This is a genomic window from Paenibacillus pseudetheri (genome assembly GCF_924513355.1).
Taxonomy (GTDB): Bacteria; Bacillota; Bacilli; order Paenibacillales; family Paenibacillaceae; genus Paenibacillus_AQ; species Paenibacillus_AQ pseudetheri.
Genome location: NZ_CAKMAB010000009.1, coordinates 62,574 through 80,915, shown reverse-complemented (window position 1 = coordinate 80,915; position 18,342 = coordinate 62,574). Strand labels below are relative to the sequence as shown.

19 protein-coding genes and 2 pseudogenes are annotated in these 18,342 nt (G+C 42.5%); 15 read left to right on the top strand and 6 right to left on the bottom strand.

Annotated features, from left to right (window positions below; all coding sequences use genetic code 11):
- Positions 1–167 precede the first annotated feature (167 nt).
- The 10 genes from L1028_RS10780 to L1028_RS10735 all read left to right on the top strand — a co-directional run bounded on the left by L1028_RS10780 (position 168) and on the right by L1028_RS10735 (position 7,354).
- Positions 168–1,043 carry a YitT family protein gene (locus L1028_RS10780; protein WP_179085712.1) on the top strand — a complete coding sequence of 292 codons (876 nt, stop codon included), beginning with the start codon at positions 168–170 and terminating at the stop codon, positions 1,041–1,043.
- Positions 1,044–1,166: 123 nt separating this feature from the next.
- Positions 1,167–1,589 carry an Rrf2 family transcriptional regulator gene (locus L1028_RS10775; protein ID WP_234533660.1) on the top strand — a complete coding sequence of 141 codons (423 nt, stop codon included), beginning with the start codon at positions 1,167–1,169 and terminating at the stop codon, positions 1,587–1,589.
- Positions 1,590–1,825: 236 nt separating this feature from the next.
- Positions 1,826–2,560 carry a metallophosphoesterase family protein gene (locus L1028_RS10770; protein WP_234533658.1) on the top strand — a complete coding sequence of 245 codons (735 nt, stop codon included), beginning with the start codon at positions 1,826–1,828 and terminating at the stop codon, positions 2,558–2,560.
- Positions 2,561–2,589: 29 nt separating this feature from the next.
- Entirely contained in the window at positions 2,590–3,174 is a 585-nt protein-coding gene (locus L1028_RS10765; RefSeq protein ID WP_234533656.1) for a GNAT family N-acetyltransferase, read from the top strand.
- Positions 3,175–3,191: 17 nt separating this feature from the next.
- Positions 3,192–3,932 carry a Type 1 glutamine amidotransferase-like domain-containing protein gene (locus L1028_RS10760; protein WP_234533654.1) on the top strand — a complete coding sequence of 247 codons (741 nt, stop codon included), beginning with the start codon at positions 3,192–3,194 and terminating at the stop codon, positions 3,930–3,932.
- A gap of 12 nt (positions 3,933–3,944) precedes the next feature.
- Complete coding sequence (locus L1028_RS10755; protein WP_234533652.1) at positions 3,945–4,310, top strand: hypothetical protein; 366 nt, start codon at positions 3,945–3,947, stop codon at positions 4,308–4,310.
- 30 nt (positions 4,311–4,340) lie between these two features.
- Entirely contained in the window at positions 4,341–4,673 is a 333-nt protein-coding gene (locus L1028_RS10750) for a low molecular weight protein tyrosine phosphatase family protein (protein WP_234533855.1), read from the top strand.
- A 148-nt stretch (positions 4,674–4,821) separates the two neighbouring features.
- Positions 4,822–5,697 (top strand): VOC family protein, encoded by an 876-nt coding sequence (locus L1028_RS10745; RefSeq protein WP_234533650.1) that lies wholly within the window; start codon positions 4,822–4,824, stop codon positions 5,695–5,697.
- Between the two features lie 106 nt (positions 5,698–5,803).
- Positions 5,804–6,697: a beta-1,6-N-acetylglucosaminyltransferase gene (locus L1028_RS10740; RefSeq protein WP_234533649.1), complete on the top strand. Its 894-nt coding sequence runs from the start codon at positions 5,804–5,806 to the stop codon at positions 6,695–6,697.
- 21 nt (positions 6,698–6,718) lie between these two features.
- Positions 6,719–7,354, top strand: a complete 636-nt coding sequence (locus L1028_RS10735) for an NAD(P)-dependent oxidoreductase (RefSeq protein WP_234533648.1) — start codon at positions 6,719–6,721, stop codon at positions 7,352–7,354.
- A gap of 75 nt (positions 7,355–7,429) precedes the next feature.
- Here L1028_RS10735 and L1028_RS10730 read toward each other — a convergent pair whose 3' ends face one another.
- The gene (locus L1028_RS10730) at positions 7,430–8,185 is read right to left on the bottom strand and encodes an MBL fold metallo-hydrolase (protein ID WP_234533647.1); all 756 of its coding nucleotides are present in this window, start codon (positions 8,183–8,185) and stop codon (positions 7,430–7,432) included.
- 256 nt (positions 8,186–8,441) lie between these two features.
- On the opposite strand from L1028_RS10730, the pseudogene L1028_RS10725 reads away from it, so the two are divergent.
- A pseudogene (locus L1028_RS10725) lies at positions 8,442–10,451 on the top strand (Na+/H+ antiporter).
- Between the two features lie 521 nt (positions 10,452–10,972).
- The gene (locus tag L1028_RS10720) at positions 10,973–11,869 is read left to right on the top strand and encodes a DegV family protein (RefSeq protein WP_234533646.1); all 897 of its coding nucleotides are present in this window, start codon (positions 10,973–10,975) and stop codon (positions 11,867–11,869) included.
- 88 nt (positions 11,870–11,957) lie between these two features.
- Here L1028_RS10720 and L1028_RS10715 read toward each other — a convergent pair whose 3' ends face one another.
- From L1028_RS10715 to L1028_RS10700, 4 genes and pseudogenes are all read right to left on the bottom strand, one after another.
- Positions 11,958–12,383 carry a threonine/serine exporter family protein gene (locus tag L1028_RS10715; protein ID WP_234533645.1) on the bottom strand — a complete coding sequence of 142 codons (426 nt, stop codon included), beginning with the start codon at positions 12,381–12,383 and terminating at the stop codon, positions 11,958–11,960.
- Between the two features lie 27 nt (positions 12,384–12,410).
- Positions 12,411–13,175, bottom strand: coding sequence for a threonine/serine exporter family protein (locus L1028_RS10710; RefSeq protein ID WP_042187254.1), 765 nt, complete (start codon positions 13,173–13,175; stop codon positions 12,411–12,413).
- A 158-nt stretch (positions 13,176–13,333) separates the two neighbouring features.
- Positions 13,334–13,771, bottom strand: a pseudogene (locus L1028_RS10705) (Y-family DNA polymerase); the annotation flags it as partial.
- Between the two features lie 91 nt (positions 13,772–13,862).
- Positions 13,863–14,459 (bottom strand): YitT family protein, encoded by a 597-nt coding sequence (locus tag L1028_RS10700; RefSeq protein WP_234533643.1) that lies wholly within the window; start codon positions 14,457–14,459, stop codon positions 13,863–13,865.
- Positions 14,460–14,611: 152 nt separating this feature from the next.
- On the opposite strand from L1028_RS10700, the gene L1028_RS10695 reads away from it, so the two are divergent.
- The 3 genes from L1028_RS10695 (at position 14,612) to L1028_RS10685 (ending at position 15,802) form a co-directional block, all read left to right on the top strand.
- A complete protein-coding gene (locus tag L1028_RS10695) occupies positions 14,612–14,860 on the top strand; it encodes a beta-L-arabinofuranosidase domain-containing protein (protein WP_234533642.1) in 249 nt (82 codons plus the stop codon).
- Positions 14,861–14,890: 30 nt separating this feature from the next.
- Positions 14,891–15,154, top strand: a complete 264-nt coding sequence (locus L1028_RS10690) for a hypothetical protein (protein ID WP_341482530.1) — start codon at positions 14,891–14,893, stop codon at positions 15,152–15,154.
- A gap of 339 nt (positions 15,155–15,493) precedes the next feature.
- Positions 15,494–15,802 carry a hypothetical protein gene (locus tag L1028_RS10685; protein ID WP_234533638.1) on the top strand — a complete coding sequence of 103 codons (309 nt, stop codon included), beginning with the start codon at positions 15,494–15,496 and terminating at the stop codon, positions 15,800–15,802.
- Positions 15,803–15,892: 90 nt separating this feature from the next.
- On the opposite strand, the gene L1028_RS10680 is transcribed toward L1028_RS10685, so the two are convergent.
- Positions 15,893–18,328: a glycoside hydrolase family 94 protein gene (locus L1028_RS10680; RefSeq protein WP_234533636.1), complete on the bottom strand. Its 2,436-nt coding sequence runs from the start codon at positions 18,326–18,328 to the stop codon at positions 15,893–15,895.
- Positions 18,329–18,342: the final 14 nt, after the last annotated feature.

Genomic DNA, 18,342 nt, shown 5'->3' with positions numbered 1-18,342 from the left:
TAAAGTTATTTTAATTCATATGGGTAAAATAATAGATATCATACTAGCGGCGTCTGATTTGCCAAAATGGTGACATTTATTATAGACTGTTTTTTGTCGGCTTTTGTCCAGTGGATGTTTTTCACTTGCAGTGATATAAAAAAACTAATTTGAAGTGGGGAAATGGAATGCATGGAATAAGACAGCATCAAAAATCAAATAAGCTGAAGATATTTTCAAAAGTCATATTAATTATTATAGGGGCACTTATTACTTCATATGGCCTGGAATCCGTATTAATACCTAACAATGTTTCGGATGGTGGTGTAACAGGCCTAAGTATCGTTGGCTCACAGCTGTTTGGATTACCGTTAGGGCTGCTAATTGTTATAATTAACATTCCTTTTGTTTGGTTAGGATATAAGCAAATTGGTAAAAGCTTTGCTATTTATTCGATTATCGGTATTGCCTCACTAGCTATTGGTACAAGCCTTATGCACCATGTGCCAACGATTATTGAAGGAGATACATTGTTAATTACTGTTGTAGGCGGGATTATCATCGGTTTTGGTATGGGTTTAGCGTTACGCAATGGTGGGGCGTTAGATGGGATCGACATGTTGGCTGTATTACTTTCACGAAAAATACCTTTTGGGACAAGTGATCTAATCTTATTCCTAAACATGTTTGTCTTTATTGTTGTTTCAACTGCATTTGGTCTACAAGGGGCGATTCTATCCGCACTTGCTTATTTTATTGCTTCTAAAGTAATACATATTGTTGAAGAAGGTTTAAGTGGTTCTAAAACCTTTAAAATTATCACCGTTCAACCGGAAATTATGGTGGAAACGATCCGTGACCGATTGGGACGTGGAGCAACCTATACTGATGCATACGGTGGTTACTCCAATGAACAATTCAAAGAAATCACCTGTGTAATTAACCGTCTGGAAGAAAGCAAAATCAAGGAAATCATTCATGAAATTGACCCTAACGCTTTTGTTGTAGTATATGATGTAGCAGAAGTTAAGGGCGGTAATTTCAAAAAGCATAATATTCATTGATTACTATCCTGAAGTGTCATCTGCTCAAGTGTTTGACAAATGCATAAAATGTAACTATTATTGTTGCATCTGATTAATGCACTTGTTGCTAGCCGGGTAGTATGGCAAAAGGAGAGATTTATAGTGAACATCAGCACCCGATTTGCGGTAGCCATTCATATATTAACGTTAATCGACAGTAATAAAGAGGGTAAAAGCACCTCGGAGTGGATAGCTGGTAGTGTGAACACCAACCCTGTAGTTATCCGCCGGCTAACGAGTATGCTGCAAAAAGCAGGACTGGTAACAGCCCGCCCTGGAGTCGCAGGAGCCTCGCTTTCACGTAGTAGCGCTGAGATTACACTACTTCAGATTTATAAGGCAGTAAACGCGGTGGAGGAGGATTCGTTGTTCTCGGTTCATGAGCACCCTAACCCGGATTGTCCAGTCGGCAAAAATATAGCCGGCGCCATTGTACCGGTATTCTCGCTCGCGCAAAAGGCGATGGAGAATGTCCTTCAGGAGGTTACTTTGGAGCAGATTGTGAATGAAATGCCTGAGATATAACCATTCCATATCGCAACGTAGAATGAAGACCACAACATGTGCTAACGTGATTGTGGTCTTTTTTATTGGAAACATATCACAAGGCTTCCAATGTCTCGGGTCAGGAGAGTAGTGACTCAAAGAAGGGAAGTAGGACGTAATCATAGAATCTGTATTTAGAAGTCAGAAAACAGATCATACTTCATATAGGGGAAAATCTAAGATGCTGAAGTGGGAAAATGAACGGAGGATTTACAGTGGAACAAATCGCATTAATCTCAGATATTCATGGAAATATCCCGGCTTTGACAGCCGTATTAGAGGATATTAAGCGGCGTGGAATTAGCAGGATATTTTGCCTAGGGGATATTGTTGGAAAAGGACCAAATTCAGATCTAGCCGTTGATATCATTAAGAACAATTGTGAAATCAGTGTTATGGGAAACTGGGATGATTTAATGAATCAGGATGTTGATTTTGAAATGGCCCGGTGGAGTCGGAATTTGTTAGGTAAAGACCGCCTTGCTTATTTAGGTACATTACCGTTCTCGATTGAGTTTATGATGAGTGGTAAGTTTATCCGATTATTTCATGCTTCACCGCGAAGCTACTATGAAAGGATTCAGCCTTGGGACGATTATGATAAGCGACTGTCTATGTTTGGTTGTTCTGATCTCTGCCAGGAGAAGCGACAAGCGGATATCGTAGGTTATGGGGACATTCACAATGCTTTTATAGAACATTTGGAAGGGAAAACTTTATTTAATGTAGGCAGCGTGGGGAATCCTCTTGATGTCACTCAGGCATCTTATGTGATTTTGGAGGGGGAGTATGGAGGCCTGACAACAGCATCTTTGAATATACAATTTGTAAGAGTTCCTTATGAAATTGAGTTAGCCATTCAACAAGCCATAGATGCGGTTATGCCAGCTACAGAGCCCTATATTCGAGAGCTTAGAACTGCGCAGTACAGAGGGAATGTGCGGGGATAAAGCCATCAAAAAGTAACGGAGGGAACGAATTGAAGCTTAGTCATGTATTTGAGCAATTCCCTATTTTGGAAACCGAGCAACTCACACTGAAAAAGATTGAAGTAAGTAATCTTGATGAGGTATTTGGAATTTATAGCAATGATCAAGTGTTTGAGTACTGCGGAATTATTCCGAAACATAATAAAGATACAGTAAAGAATATGATCGGACATTTCGAACGTGATTTTAATAAAGGGTTAAGAGTGAAGTGGGGAATTTTCCGTAAAAATAATCCGTACATACTGCTAGGTATCATTGAAGCTATGGATTTTAATCAAAAAGTGGATATGGTCACGATTGGTTATTTTTTGGCGGAGTCTTATTGGGGAAAAGGGATTGCAACTCAGGCCGTTGAAGCGGTAAAAAAATATTTATTTGAGACGGCAGAGGTCAATCGAATCCAAGCTGAAGTCATGCCTTTTAACGAGCGATCCAAGCGGGTCCTTTTGAAAAGTGGCTTTATGAAAGAGGGGACGTTAAGACAAGCCCATGTATGGTCAGGTAAAGGGCTCATTGATTTGGAGATTTATAGCATTCTTGCAGAGGAATACGGAAAGGGAGAAAACAGATCCTAGTGAAAGTAGGGGGAATTATGGGGACTATCGTGGTAATCGGTGGGGGAGAGCTAATCGATCTAGAAACGCTTGAAATGGATCGTGAAGTTGTGAAGTTGACCCAGAAAGCTAATCCGAAAGCATTATTTATTCCAACAGCTAGTAGTGATGTACCAGGTTATTGTGATACGTTCAACAAAGTGTACGGCGAGATTCTAGGATGTGAAACAAGTCATTTATTGCTTGTGAGCCAAACCTATACCCATGAAGAAATCGCAGAGTTAATTATATCCGCTGATCTGATTTATGTTGGTGGAGGCAATACCCGAAAGATGCTGGAGATTTGGAAAAATACCGGCGTAGATGCTCTTCTAAAAGAAGCGTACAACTCGGGGACTATTTTGACAGGGCTGAGCGCAGGTTCCATTTGCTGGTTTGAATATGGGCATAGTGACTCTGAAGCGTTCGACGACCAAGGGAACTGGCAGTATATTAAGCTTGAAGCGATGGGGATTCTGCCAGGCATTCATTGTCCGCATTATGATGAGGATATTCGGGTTGAGGATTTTTCGCGTATGGTTAAAGGTGGGGGGATACCCGGAATTGCAGTGGATAATAACTGTGCCATCATCTACAAGGATAATGAATATAAGGTGATGTCGACCAGAGAAGAGGCTAAAGCCTACCGTGTGATGGACTCGGAGCAAGGTGTTGTCGTTACTCAAATCGAAGAACACCCAAGCTACAGACCTCTCCATGAATTGTATAGTGCGTTATGATGGAGGTGACTTATGAAATCTAATCAAATCTATATAGTCCTAGCTAGTTTTATTCTAGGGGTTTCATTTATTATCGGATGTTCATTAACTAATGGCGATAAAGAGTTGGAAGTTGATCAAGACCAGACGCCATCCATAGTAACGGCTGATAAGCTTTTGATGGATATTAAAGAGACGGCCTTATACTTAAATCTGACTGAAGATCAAGTGATGAATATTGTTACAACCGAGCATAGTAAGTTTGGTACTTTTCCTGGAACTCCTTTTCCTTATATAAATGTAGACAATAAATATCTTTTTAACAAAGACTTATTATCAAATTGGGTTGCGGAAGCTTCCTTAAATAGGAGAGTTTATCTGAAAGGACAAACGAAATAAGGTTTTACTCGGATAAGGAAGGTGCTCACTATTAAATTACTGTTTGTCTGCAGCCAGAATCGCTGGCGGAGTCTAACTGCGGAGAAGATATTTCAAGGAATCGATGGTCATGAAGTGAGATCTGCTGGAACAGAGGATCATGCCAGAATCAAAATTTCTGAAGGGTATGTGGGCTGGGCGGACGTTATTTTTGTGATGGAGAAGAAGCATGTTAGAAGAATTCAAGATAAATTTAGATCCAGTATCATCGGCAAAAGAATAATTTGTTTGAATATATCAGATGATTATAAGTATATGGATGAAGACTTAATTGGACTTCTTGAATCCAGTGTATCTGAATATTTACAGGAATGGCACTCCTAAGGATGAAGTGATCTTATGAATCATGTTTGGCTGTGAATCAGTCAGCATGATTTTTTTGTTGGTAATTGACAAACATATAGAATGTAACTATACTAAAGATAGTTAATTTGTAACTGATCAAGTTACAGGAATGGTGGGAGGAAACATAATGACAACTAAAACAACACTTCATCCGGACGTAGAGATTGGTCTGGTGCAAATTAGAGTAAGTAATTTAGAGCGTTCGCTGACCTTTTATCAGAACGTGGTGGGGCTAAGTGTCTTGCGGCAATCTGGCCGTGAGGTGGAAATGACTGCTGATGGTCAGAATGTGTTATTGATTCTGCGGGAGATTGAGAATGCAAGGGTTCTTCGTCCGAACTCAGTGGCTGGATTGTATCATTTTGCTATCCTTGTTCCGGATCGTCCTAGCTTGGGACTCGTTGTTCGCAATTTGATCGCTTCGGGAATTGAAGTGGGTCAGGGAGATCATTTGGTGAGTGAAGCGCTGTATATTCAGGACCCGGATAACAACGGAATCGAAATTTATAGAGATCGTCCTAGGGATACATGGAAGTATGATGCGGAAGGGCATGTAATGATGACAACAGACCCAGTGGATGTAAATGGTTTATTGGCGGCTTCTGAAGGTTTACAATGGAACGGGCTGCCAGCTGGAACTGTGATCGGACATGTACACTTTCATGTGGGCAATTTAACTAAGGCGAAGGAGTTCTACGTTGGTTTGCTTGGTTTTGATCTAGTAGCTAATTATGGCAGTGCGGCAATGTTTATCTCAGCAGGTGGGTATCATCACCACATTGGATTGAATATTTGGGCGGGGCAGGGCGCACCTGTGGCACCTGCTGATGCAGTAGGAATTGATTATTTTACCTTACTTCTTCCGAATGAAGAGGAGCGTACGGCTGTAGTGAAGCGTGTTAAACAGGCGGGTTTCACCGTTGTAGAAGAGAATGGAGCTCCTACATTCAAAGATCCGTGGAACATTGGAATCAGACTTATAGTGAAAAGTCATACGAAATAACTAATCATCAATCGAATTCACCTTCTTCTGGATAGAAAGAACTACCCATTCTCGTCCATTTATTTTATAATATTTGGAAAAAAGATGGGCGGAAGGGTGAAGGTTGTTGGAATCATTCAAAATGGCGTATGTGATCCTTTGTCACAAAAATCCTGAGCAGATCAATATGCTAATCGATAGTTTAACTAATGACTCCGTCGAGTTTTTCCTACATGTCGATCAGAAGAGTGGTATTGAAGCTAACATTACTCACCGTAACGATATTCATTTTGTGAAAGAGCCTATTGATGTACGGTGGGGACATTACAGTCAGATTGAATGTGTTTTGAAGTGTTTTGCGCTGATCAAAGAACATGGGAAATTCAATTATATCCACATCATAAGTGGTCAGGATCTGCCCTTAGCTTCCAACGAAGTTATTCTTGATTTCTTTAAGGAGAATCAGGGGGACGAATTTGTGAAGTATCAGCAATTACCGAATACTTCTGAAACGTGGGGATGTTATGAGAGGGTGTCGGTTTATTATCCTAGATTCCTGATCTCAAGAACCAGGCGTATGGCTGCCGTTAGGATGAGGTATATTAAAGTAGTAATGAGCGTTCCATTCTTGCAAAGAAGGTTGGGTGCTCTGCCAAAATCGCTGTATAAAGGCTCTAACTGGATGTCTATCACAGGTGAATGTATGGAATACATCATGGAGTTTACTTCTACTTCTCCAGAGTATGTTAGATTTTTTAAGAACACATTATGTGGAGATGAAATCTTCTTCCATACGATTATTTTGAATAGTGCGTTTAAGAACAATGTACGGAGTGAAATTAAGAGGTATACGGACTGGGAAACAGGACCGGATTATCCAAGAACACTAACGATAGAAGATTATGACCGGATCACTCGTACGGGGACAGAATGCTTTTGGGGGAGAAAGTTTGATCTCGATGTCGACAGAACCATCGTTCAGGATCTCCTTGGTATAAATACTAAAATACAAACATCGTAAACATATACAGGAGGAAATTATATGAAAATCGCAGTTGTAGGAGCAAGTGGAAAAGCCGGAAGTCGAATCACTCAGGAAGCGCTAGATAGAGGCCATGAAGTTACAGCCATTGTACGGGATGCATCGAAAGTTGCAAATCGTAAGGCAAAGGTCATCGAAAAGGATGTATTTGCACTTACCGCTGAAGATTTGAAAGGTTTTGATGTTATTGTGAATGCTTTTGGAGCACCATTTGGACAAGAGCATCTGCATGTGGATGTCGGAAATGTGCTAATTGAAGCATTAAAGGATGCCCCTAATACAAGATTAATTGTAGTTGGAGGTGCGGGAAGTCTATATGTAGATGAAGCTAAGACGCTTAAAGTGGTAGATACCCCTGATTTCCCTGACTTTATCAAGCCAACGGCTACGAATCAAGGGAAGAACCTGGAGATTCTGCAAGGTACAGACTCGCTGTCTTGGACTTTTGTTAGTCCATCCGCTAATTTTGCAATTGGGACTAGAACGGGTTCTTATGTGAAAGGCAAAGATCATCTGCTTGTGAATTCCAAGGGTGAGAGCTATGTCAGCTATGAAGATTATGCGATTGCTATTATTGATGAAATTGAACAGCCACAGCATATTCGTGAACGGTTTACAGTTGTTTCGGAATCATAAGTGAGTATAACGATTAGGGACCATATATAAAAAAGAAAGCAGAGCCAGATCGGGGCTCTGCTTTCTTGCATCTGTTTATTCTCTTGCTTCCGCAATTTCAGCAATCCGTTTGTTTGCGTTTCCGCGATAAATTCCGCCATGATAGCAAATGACCGTTTCAATCTCATACTCGGCGAACTTCGTCAGAGAGGATAAAGCTTGCTTCATGTCAGGCGTTGCCGAAGGAGTGGGGCCGTGCAGCTCACCGCCTTGAACGGTAAGGGCATCCGCGGAAATTAGCGTACGGCTATCATGATGGTATAGACTCAGATGTCCAGGGCTATGTCCTGGTGTATGAATAATCGTAATTCCACCGGCAAGGGGCAGTATTTCCCCGTCCACTATGGTTCGATCTACTCTTCCTTTAGGGGGATGAGATAACACGGATAGGAAAGCGCTGCGCCATTCCTCTGGTACATGAGGGGGGATCATGGCTTCTGCCGCAGCTAAAGCTTCAGGGGTGTGTTTAAGGAGCATTCGCTCTCCTTCAATATAAGGCTTCTCGATTTCGTGAGCCAGAACTGTAAGTTCTAGACATCCTTCTGACAGTAGATCAGGTAAGCTCCCGATGTGATCTAGATCTTGATGTGTGATGATTACGGTGCGTAGTTGTTCCCAAGGCACGTGGGTTTCTTTTAGAGCTTCTTTGAATTTTGGGAGCAGGCCCGGAAATCCGGTGTCGACGAGTACAGCAGAATTTTGATCCCAGAGCAGCGTGGGGTAAATCGTATCACTTCCGCCCATAACCTGTGCTGTAATCTCTAACATTTCTATTCCACTAGCAATATGCATAAGATCCCTCCATGATTGATGATAAGAGCGATGCCGTTAGGCTAATGCATATAATACTTAAAATAAAATCTAAATTCAATAGAGTAATTTAAAATTATAACATAAATAAATATTTTTGTCAATATACATCTGATGTATTTTTTGTGTAATTTCAAGGGGACATTATTGTTGAGAACTTCTATTTCTATTTCTATATTTTTCCTTACCCAAAGCTTTACGATATAATAATCAACTAAAAAAAGGGAGTTGATGTGGTTTGGAGACTTTTCTAGTTATACTCGTCCTGCTGGGCCTTATCACAATTTCCAACATCATAAACCGATTTATTCCCTTTGTTCCAATACCGTTAATTCAAATTGGTCTGGGTGTAATGGTTGTGTTAATGCCTTTGGGAATACATATGACATTGGAACCAGAGCTGTTTTTCGTATTGTTTATTGCTCCGCTTTTGTTCAATGATGGGAAACGGACGCCAAGAAATGAATTATGGAACTTACGGGGTCCGATATTAATGCTAGCGCTGGGATTGGTTTTTGCTACGGTGCTTATTGCTGGTTATTCGATAAACTGGATGATTCCAACGATCCCGCTAGCCGCTACATTTGCTCTGGCAGCGATTTTATCACCGACAGATGCGGTCGCGGTCAGTGCAATCGCTGGAAGGGTACATCTTCCTAAGAGTATTCATCGCATTCTAGAGGGCGAATCATTAATGAATGATGCCTCCGGACTTGTTGCTTTTAACTTTGCCATTGCTGCAGCAGTGACGGGTGTGTTTTCATTACCAAAAGCCTCCATTAGCTTTGTAGTTATAGCTGTAGGCGGGTTGATCGTTGGGGCATTATTGGCTTTTCTTCTGATTCGGCTAAGCGTAATTATCCGTAGACTGGGGATGGAGGATATCACAGTGCATGTGCTGCTGCAAATCCTAACTCCTTTTATTATTTATTTGATCAGTGAAGAGATAGGGTATCTGGCATTTTGGCAGTGGTTGCAGGGGGGATTATTCATGCGGTTGAGAAGGACCGTGCCGTATCTCAGCAGTATAAGCTACAACTGGTATCCGCTAGTACATGGTCTGTTCTGCTCTATATATTGAATGGCCTGGTCTTCCTTATTCTTGGCTTATCTATTCCAGACGTTATTGAAGTGATCTACCGTGATACGGCCGTGGATAATCTTATAGTTGTAGGTTATGTATTAGCCATTACTGTGCTGCTGTTTGTACGTATGGGTGTATGTGTTCTCTTTAGTAGGATCTCGTCTGCGAAAAATAGAGAAATCATCTGTTAAGTCACTATTAATCCTCACGATTTCAGGAGTGCGTGGAGCGGTTACCTTAGCAGGTGCGTTCTCGATACCCTTTTTTCTTGGGGATGGATCGCCATTTCCTGAGCGTGATTTAATCATCTTTATCGCCGCAGGTGTTATTCTAATGTCGCTGCTGATCGCTAGTATCTTTTTGCCAATTCTGGCAGGTAAAGAAGAGCCCGTTGCCGAATCAGGCAATACAGGAGCAGAGCAGGCGGCCAAATCAAAAGTTATTGCTGCCGGTTTAACCATGCTGCAAAGTATGATGACAGAAGAGAGTAAGGAATCAGCACAACCGGCTTTGAGTGAATTTAGAGAAAAGGTTTATAGTCTAAACCGTGAGGACCAAGTAAATGATCCAGCACTCGAGAACTTCCGCCGACTGGGTGTTGAAGCGAGGATTGTGGGTCTGCAAGCTGAACGTAAAGAACTGAACCGATTGCTAGAGAACAATGAGATTCCCGCCTCAGTGGCTCAGAAGCTGGGAGAATTTTTGGATCATAGTGAGGTCTTTCTAGCCAGAAGTCTAAATTCACAAATCAGAATATCGATTACCGAGATTAAACGGCTGTTTGCGGGAATGTTCTCAGGACAGAATGAAGGGGAAGCTAGCCAACAAATGCTTGAGCAGGCTGAGTGTGCTAGAGAAGCGAAAATGGCCATGGCCCATGCTGCTATAGCTGCTGTTAATGTGAGTAAGAACGAGAACAACCGAAGAGCAGCCGAGAAGGTTGTAAACAGTTATGAGCAGCTAATTTCTCGCCTGGAGCAAGGGAAAGGCTGGACAAAGGATGGTCTTGTTGATGATCAAAAGCTTGAAATGAAGCTGAAAGCCATTCAAGAGCAGCGGGATAAGGTGCAGCAAATGTATCAGGATGGAACCATTAACCGTAAGCTAGCCGGTAAATTACGCAAGTTCGTAGATCATTTAGAGACATCGATTTGGGAGGATTAGCTGTGCTGAATGATGATCCGCGATTCAAATCGTACGTGATATGTATTTGAAGCTGGCTTGTGTGGGTAATAGAATAGGACAGCATGCAATGCGCTTTATTGAAAAAGAGGGCTGCCGAGCTGGATTTACAAAATGTATAGTGTACCTATTAATGTAACTCCCAAGCGTTGATTTATGGAAGAACAGTGAGGGCGGGGACAGGGATATTTTTGCTGTGATTTAGCTTTTTCATAACATGAAGTGGCTCTATTAGGATAGGTATATTCGTCATATATAATGTGAAAAAATGTCGAATAATGTTGAATTAGATGGATTGAAATTTGCATGAAAGGCCTGTTTTGCCTATATTAACGCTTATTTTCCTGTATAATTTACGAATACGCGGATTACTTAACCGCTGTTCAATTCTTAAGTTGATTATTCAGGATGAGCGTGTGATTCACTGGTCTGAAATTTTTGGCCTTTGTCTTCTCATTCATTCTACTATTCCTTTTTATGAGAGAGAGAAGTGACAAATGACCATGAAATCAATTGCCTGGGTAACCGACAGTACAAGTATCATAGATCCGGGGTTCGCTAAGAATAATCATGTATATATTATTCCGTTACGGATTATTATCAACAACGAATGTTATAAAGAAAATATAGATATTACGATCGATGACTTCTATGAGAAAATGCGCCAGGACGAAAAGGTAGGCAGCTCACAGCCTCCAATCGGTGAGTTTATCGAGCTATACGAACGGTTGAAGGAAGAATACGATGAAATTATTGCTGTACATCTTTCTTCAGAGCTCAGTGGCACTTACAATGCTTCGATGCAAGGCGCCGAAATAGCGGAGGCGAATGTAATTGGAATTGATGCCAAGGTTGGCGCTTATCCAATCCGGGAAATGATCATGCGCGGTATACATTGGCAGAAGAAGGGCCTTTCTGGGCTAGAAATTAAAGCGAAGATTGAAAATATTATTGAGAATATGTCCTTTTACTTAATTCCTGCAAGCTTGACCCAGCTTCATCGCAGTGGACGTGTTTCTGGATCGCAATTTGTGCTTAGCCAATTGCTGCGTATAAACCTGCTGCTTCGTTTTGACGAAGGGAAGGTCGTTGTTGTGGAGAAAATCCGAACGATGAAGAAGACGCAACAGGCGCTTTTGGAGATATTTAAACAGGATGTAGGACTTGTTAGTGATGTATGTATCATGCATTCAAATAATTTAGAGATGGCACTCAAGCTAGAAGAGGACATCAAAGCAATGGCGCCTGACTTACGTACAGAGATTATGACCTATATTCCTGCTGTGGCTGTTCATGCGGGCGAGGGTACTGTAGGGTTGTCCTGGATCAAGAATACTGGCATCAATAGTATTCATCTGAATGATGCGCCTGTAGCCTTCCCTGAAGCAGTATTTGCATAGAGATGAACAAAGAAATCGCTCCTTGGGAGATGGATGGGTGACCACCATTGTACCCACAGGCGATTTCTTTTTTTGAAGAAGTATGCTGTTATTTGATTGAACGACGACGGAACATTTGTCCAATTACATCACTTAGCACGAGTCCAGCTGCAATGGCTCCAGAGAGCATTAATGCCCGAACAGCGATTTCTACAGCCAGAGTATAGTCCTCTTCCACAAATTTACGCATAGCATCGTAAGCGAGACCACCCGGAACAAGCGGGATAATACCACCTACACTAAAAATAATAACCGGCATTTTGAAGGATCGCGCAAAAAATTGGCTGACAATACCCACTATTACACTAGCTGCAAACGTAGCTACAACAGGCCCGAACTCTACATCAAGAAGCACATACACCATCCAGCCCACCATTCCGGCAAAACCACACTGCAATAGTGAGCGCTTAGGTGCATTAAATAGAATACAGAAGGTTGCCGCGGCGATAAAACTGGTTATAAGTTGCAAAATCATGAAGGGCTAACCTCTTTCACTTGGAGATTAAAATAGTGATAGTACAAGCCCGATACCTGTACCGATCGCAAATGCAGTTAGAAAGGCATCGGCTCCTTTGGATATGCCTGAAACTAGATGGCCGGCCATCAGATCACGAACGGCGTTAGTAATGAGTAGCCCGGGTACTAGAGGCATAACGGAGCCGATAATGATTTTGTCCATCTCTTGACCTATCCCCAGCTTTACAGAACAGAAGGCTAGAAGTCCAATCAGGAAGGAAGCAGAAAACTCTGCAAAAAATTTAGTCTGCACTAAACGATGCAGATAGATGACCGCAGCGAAGCCTAATCCGGAAATCGGCAAGGCGGGGAGGGCATCCCACAAACTACCTTTAAACATAACGGTGAAGCAAGCACCAGTAAGGGCGGCTGCTAAGATCTGCAACCATACGGGATAGACAGGTGAGGCTTCATCGACTTCTCCTAATTTTGCACGAGCTTCCTCAGCTGTAATCTGACGTTCGCTTAGACGCCGAGAAATGTCATTGACCTCCGATACCTTCTGCAGATCTGTTGTTCGCTCCGCAATTCTGTATAACTTAACAGGTTCTATTCTATTTGTGGTGAACATAATAACGGTTGGCGTCACATAGCTATGCGCTCCCGGGAACCCGAGAGATCCAGCCATTCGTGTCATCGTATCTTCAACTCTGGATGTTTCCGCACCATTTTGCAGCATGATCTTGCCAGCAAGAAGACAGAGATCAACGATTTCATAATACGTAGTGTTAGTGTTACTCGTGCTATCCAACTTCTCCGGTCCTCCTCTGGAATGTGATTATCTATGTTTACATATTTCGATTGTCGCTTCATCTGCGTGAAAATAACAACCCCAATATAGCATTATAAACGATATTGTGTGTATTTTAATATAGTTTTTATTTATAGTGTCCGCCGATCGGAATATCCAATGCCGATTCGCGCACGGACACCTGTGTTTCTACGAATTAGATCCTGAATGGCGGTAGCGATCTCCCTTGGACTGCCAAATAAGCTTAGGCTACCGCTGACATCAATAAACTGCTCATCGATAGAATAGGGCTCTACCTGGTTACTAAACTTGCGTAGAATATCTGTGATTTGAGAGGAGACATCGATATATTGCTGCATATGTGGTCTGACCACGATGACTTCGGGGCATTTTGCCAGCGCTTCCTTCAACGTCTCGGCGGTAGTAATGCCATAAGATTTGGCTATAGGGCAGGCAGCCAGCACAATACCGCTCCGTCTAGCTTGGTCTCCAGCAACGATCAGCGGCTTATTGCTGTACTGCGGATTAGAGGATTTTTCCAAGGAGGCATAGAAGCTTTGGCAATCAGATAGCATAATGACACGCTCTTTATTCATAGGTTCACACGCTTCAGATGAGGTAGAGATACCTTATATTTTTCTCCTTATTATAATACGAACGTATGATCGTGTGTATTCATATTTTTTTCTATTTATTTTGAGTTTCAAGGGTGCACAGACCCGTGGCCACACCCCCAGAGATAATCGTAAGGATGGAGTGGAAGAAGGTTTCCTTGGAAATCAGGAATCCCCCCGCGCCGATAATCATAAAGTCGGTCAAAAAAATGATGAATCCAAGGTTCAGCGGGACATACCTTTTAATAAATTGAGCGAGCAGATCGGTGCCACCCGTACTTGCTTTAAACCGCAGCATAATCCCAAGTCCCGTTCCCATCAAAAAACCGCCAATAATGGCGCTGGAAATGGAACCAAACTCAAAATAATACAGAAAGTGATATTGAAGAGGACCGAGAAGCTCGATCAGAAATGATGAGATCAATAGGCCGAGTACACTGTTGTAAAAGATATCACGTTCCTTTAACCAAGCAAGCAGAAAGATAGGGAAGCTGCAGAGAATTATAGCTACGCCAATTTTAGCGCCGGATAAATAATTAATAATGAGGGCTATCCCTATTATTCCCCCATCCAGGATTTTATATGGTACGAGAAAAAAATTAGTTCCCGCAGCAACGAGTAAGCTTCCTAAAAGAATGATAAGGTATCTTAATGGCCGCATATTTAACATCTCCACATTAAAGGCATGTCTATAAATATGCTTGTCACTTCCAAAAAATTGCAGGTAAACAAAAAAAACCGATTTTGAATCAGGGTTAAAAATTCTTATATTACATCGCGTGTGAGGGATAGGGTCTCTAACGCTCAATAGACACAGTCTCGATGAAGATTAATCCGGCAGTGGAAGCGGAGTTCGGGATTGCTTTGCGGATTCCATCGTGGAGTCAAGGTATCGAGATCAGAGTTAATGGCGAAGCGCTGAATACTGCTGAGAACATCGAGCAGGGATACCTCGTTATTCAGAGAACGTGGAAAGCAGGAGACATAATCAAAGTGAATGACCCAATGGAGGCACATCGCATTTACGCTCATCCCAATTTGCGAGCAGATGCTCAAAAAGTAACGATTTAACGCGGACCGCTTGTGTATTGACTTGAAAGTATCGATAATGGTGAACCTTTAAGCTCTATTTCTTTAAAAGAAGACGGTGAACTCACGGCGGCTTTTGATGAGACTTTGCTTGGTGGCGCTGTTGTTATCGAGGCAGATGGACTGCGTGTAGATCAAGAGAGCTGGAGTGGTGGACTTTACAGCAGAGAGAAAGCACCCCTTCAGTCCGTTAAGGTCAAAGCTGTTCCATATTACTTGTGGGGCAATCGTGGCAGTGGTGAAATGAAGGTATGGATTCCGGAAGGTAGTATGTGAGTTATGGGACAGGCAAAGTAATTGGGACTGGTTACTGTTTAGCAGTATTCACCGATCGGGACAGTTGTATTTTACAGCTTGTTCCTAGGCCATACCATCCACGCCGTTCACCAAAACAGAGAAAACCTGCAAATGTGCAGTTTTTTTGCCATATCAAGTGTTTGAGCAACTGAGATTCCCTTATTCGTGGGCAATAACTTCTTATAGGAGAACCCCTTTGCTGTTAGCGCAGAAACAACTTTAAGGTTTTGGATAGCTGGGATTTACGCTTTATTGTATGCTATATTTGATCGGGACAAGGTAGCTGATTATTTTACAAAAAATATTGGAGGCATCACAATGAGCAAACGTTATCGAATTACACGAGCTATGCAAAATGATGGAGGTTCAACACAAACCATATCTTTAGAAGAGTGCAAGCAGTATTTCGCATCCAAACCTGATTTCACCTATACATCAGTTTATACAGTAGTAGGCGCCACTACGATGTCCATTGAGGGAGATTTCTTTATGTGGAGCTTTGGTGATACTACAATCCCATTTAGGCATTATCAAGGCGATATTTACGTTTCTGGAAATAATGAAGCTGTGATTCCGAGAATGCTTGAGGTTGCGAGTGATTTAAGAGCAGATGTTGTAGAAGGGTAAAAAAGACCCCTGAAGAGTTCAGGAGTCACCCAGCGTTAATTATAGATCCGCCCAATCGTTCAAGTGTACGGTTCAGCGGATTTTTTTATATTAACCCAGTTCTACAACTACTTGGTGTACAGCACCGTCTCCAACTGGAGCAATGATGTTACCTTCTACAGCTGTGCCATCCAGGGTAAGACTAGCTACACCTTTGGATACATGGTTCGGGTTCTTGATTTGAATCACATAAGTATCTCCACGGAAGACACGTGTGATTTCAAAGCTATCCCATTCAGTAGGAATACAAGGATCGATCTTCAGACCATTGAAATCCGCTTGGATACCAAGGATCGATTGAGTGATGGCTACATAGTTCCAAGCAGCAGTACCAGTCAACCAGGAGTTTTTAGCTTCCCCGTGACGAACGGCATCTTTACCTGCGATCATTTGGGAGTAAACATAAGGCTCTGTGCGGTGAATTTCGCTGATATCCTCCAGGTAAGCAGGAGCAATTTTAGCGTAAATTTCAAACGCTCTGTCGCCATGTCCAAGTACAGTTTCAGCGATCATGATCCAAGGGTTGTTGTGGCAGAAAATACCGGCATTTTCTTTGTAGCCTGGAGGGTACGTAGAAATTTCACCCAGGTTCAGGTAGTACTTAGAGTATGGTGGCTGTTGCAGCACAATACCGTAATCAGTATCCAAATGCTCTTGTACGGATGATAGAGCTTTTTCAGCTTGACCATTTTCCACACCGATACCAGCCATAACACAGATACCTTGTGGCTCGATGAAGATTTTACCTTCTTCGTTTTCTTTGGAACCGATCTTGTCGCCATAGTGATCATAAGCGCGCAGGAACCAGTCGCCGTCGAAGCCGTGCGTCAGTGTGATTTCACGCATGTTGTCAATTTTAGCTTCTGCATCCACAGCTACATCATCAAGTCCGCGCATACGGCAGATTTCAGCATAGTCGGGACCAACGAAGACGAACAGACCTGCGATAAATACGGATTCAGCGACGCGGCCTTCGATGTTGGCAGTCGTTTGGAAAGATTCGCCTGGCTCAGTAGAGAAGCAATTCAAGTTCAAGCAGTCATTCCAGTCCGCGCGGCCGATTAGCGGCAAGCCGTGAGGTCCGAGATTGTTAGTTACATGCTCAAAGGAACGTTTCAAGTGCTCAAACAGAGTAGCGGTGTTATTCGGATCGCTGTCAAAAGGAACCTGCTCATCAAGAATCGAGGTATCACCAGTTTCTTTAATGTAAGCAGCCGTTCCTAGGATCAACCAAAGCGGATCATCGTTAAAGCCAGTGCCGACTTCGTTGTTACCTTTTTTAGTGAGCGGTTGGTATTGGTGATAGGCACTGCCATCTTCAAATTGTGTAGCCGCGATATCGAGAATACGTTCTTTAGCACGTTCAGGAATTTGATGAACAAATCCGAGCAAGTCTTGGTTAGAGTCACGGAAGCCCATACCACGGCCAATACCGGATTCAAAGTAGGAAGCAGAACGGGACATGTTGAAGGTAACCATACATTGATATGGATTCCAGATGTTAACCATGCGATCCAGTTTCTCGTCACCGCTTTGGATTTGATATTTGGACAGCAGGTTTTCCCAGTGAGCAGCAAGTGCAGCGAGTGCAGCATTTACTTGAGCATCTGTAGCAAATTGCGCGATCATAGCTTCTGCTGGTTTTTTGTTGATTACGTTCAGGGATTCCCATTTATCTTCTTCAGGGTTCTCGATGTAGCCGAGTACAAAGATGAAGCTTTGTTCTTCGCCTGGTTCAAGCGTAATGTTAAGAGCATGTGATCCGATAGGGGACCAGCCGCTAGCTACGGAGTTAGTAGGTTCACCTGCAACTACAGCTTGTGGGCTTTCCAGACCGTTGTACATCCCTACGAAAGCTTCACGATCAGTATCGAAACCAGCGAGTTCTTTATTTACGGAGTAGAAAGCATAGTGATTTCTGCGCTCACGATATTCTGTTTTGTGATAGATAACGGAACCCTTCACTTCAACCTCACCGGTGCTGAGATTGCGTTGGAAGTTGGTCATATCATCTTGTGCATTCCAGAGACAGAACTCTGCAAAAGAGAACAGTTTAACGGATTTTTTAGTGGAGCCAGTGTTTTTCACTACAAGACGATGTACTTCGGCATTATGACCCATAGGGACAAAAGCAAGCTGGTTCACAGAAATTCCGTTCCGTTCACCAGTAATGGAAGTGTAGCCAAGACCGTGACGGCATTCGTAGAAGTCGAGATCACGTTTTACTGGCATCCAGCCTGGGGTCCAGAAATCACCATCGTCATAAAGATAGTAGTAGCGGCCGCCGGTATCCAGTGGGATATTGTTATAACGGTAACGGGTCAATCTTCTGAGACGAGCGTCTCTATAGAAGGTATAACCACCAGCTGTATTGGAAATAAGTCCGAAAAATTGCTCATTACCAAGATAGTTAATCCAAGGGTAAGGGGTTTTAGGTGTCTTAATTACATACTCTTTTCGAGTGTCGTCAAAGGTTCCGAATTTCATGTGAGAAAGTCTCC

Coding starts and splice junctions, on each gene's coding strand:
- L1028_RS10780 (WP_179085712.1), top strand. CDS start 168: ATGCATGGAATAAGACAGCATCAAAAATCAAATAAGCTGAAGATATTT.
- L1028_RS10760 (WP_234533654.1), top strand. CDS start 3,192: ATGGGGACTATCGTGGTAATCGGTGGGGGAGAGCTAATCGATCTAGAA.
- L1028_RS10755 (WP_234533652.1), top strand. CDS start 3,945: ATGAAATCTAATCAAATCTATATAGTCCTAGCTAGTTTTATTCTAGGG.
- L1028_RS10745 (WP_234533650.1), top strand. CDS start 4,822: ATGACAACTAAAACAACACTTCATCCGGACGTAGAGATTGGTCTGGTG.
- L1028_RS10735 (WP_234533648.1), top strand. CDS start 6,719: ATGAAAATCGCAGTTGTAGGAGCAAGTGGAAAAGCCGGAAGTCGAATC.
- L1028_RS10730 (WP_234533647.1), bottom strand. CDS start 8,185: ATGCATATTGCTAGTGGAATAGAAATGTTAGAGATTACAGCACAGGTT.
- L1028_RS10720 (WP_234533646.1), top strand. CDS start 10,973: ATGAAATCAATTGCCTGGGTAACCGACAGTACAAGTATCATAGATCCG.
- L1028_RS10715 (WP_234533645.1), bottom strand. CDS start 12,383: ATGATTTTGCAACTTATAACCAGTTTTATCGCCGCGGCAACCTTCTGT.
- L1028_RS10700 (WP_234533643.1), bottom strand. CDS start 14,459: ATGTTAAATATGCGGCCATTAAGATACCTTATCATTCTTTTAGGAAGC.
- L1028_RS10695 (WP_234533642.1), top strand. CDS start 14,612: ATGAAGATTAATCCGGCAGTGGAAGCGGAGTTCGGGATTGCTTTGCGG.
- L1028_RS10685 (WP_234533638.1), top strand. CDS start 15,494: ATGAGCAAACGTTATCGAATTACACGAGCTATGCAAAATGATGGAGGT.
- L1028_RS10680 (WP_234533636.1), bottom strand. CDS start 18,328: ATGAAATTCGGAACCTTTGACGACACTCGAAAAGAGTATGTAATTAAG.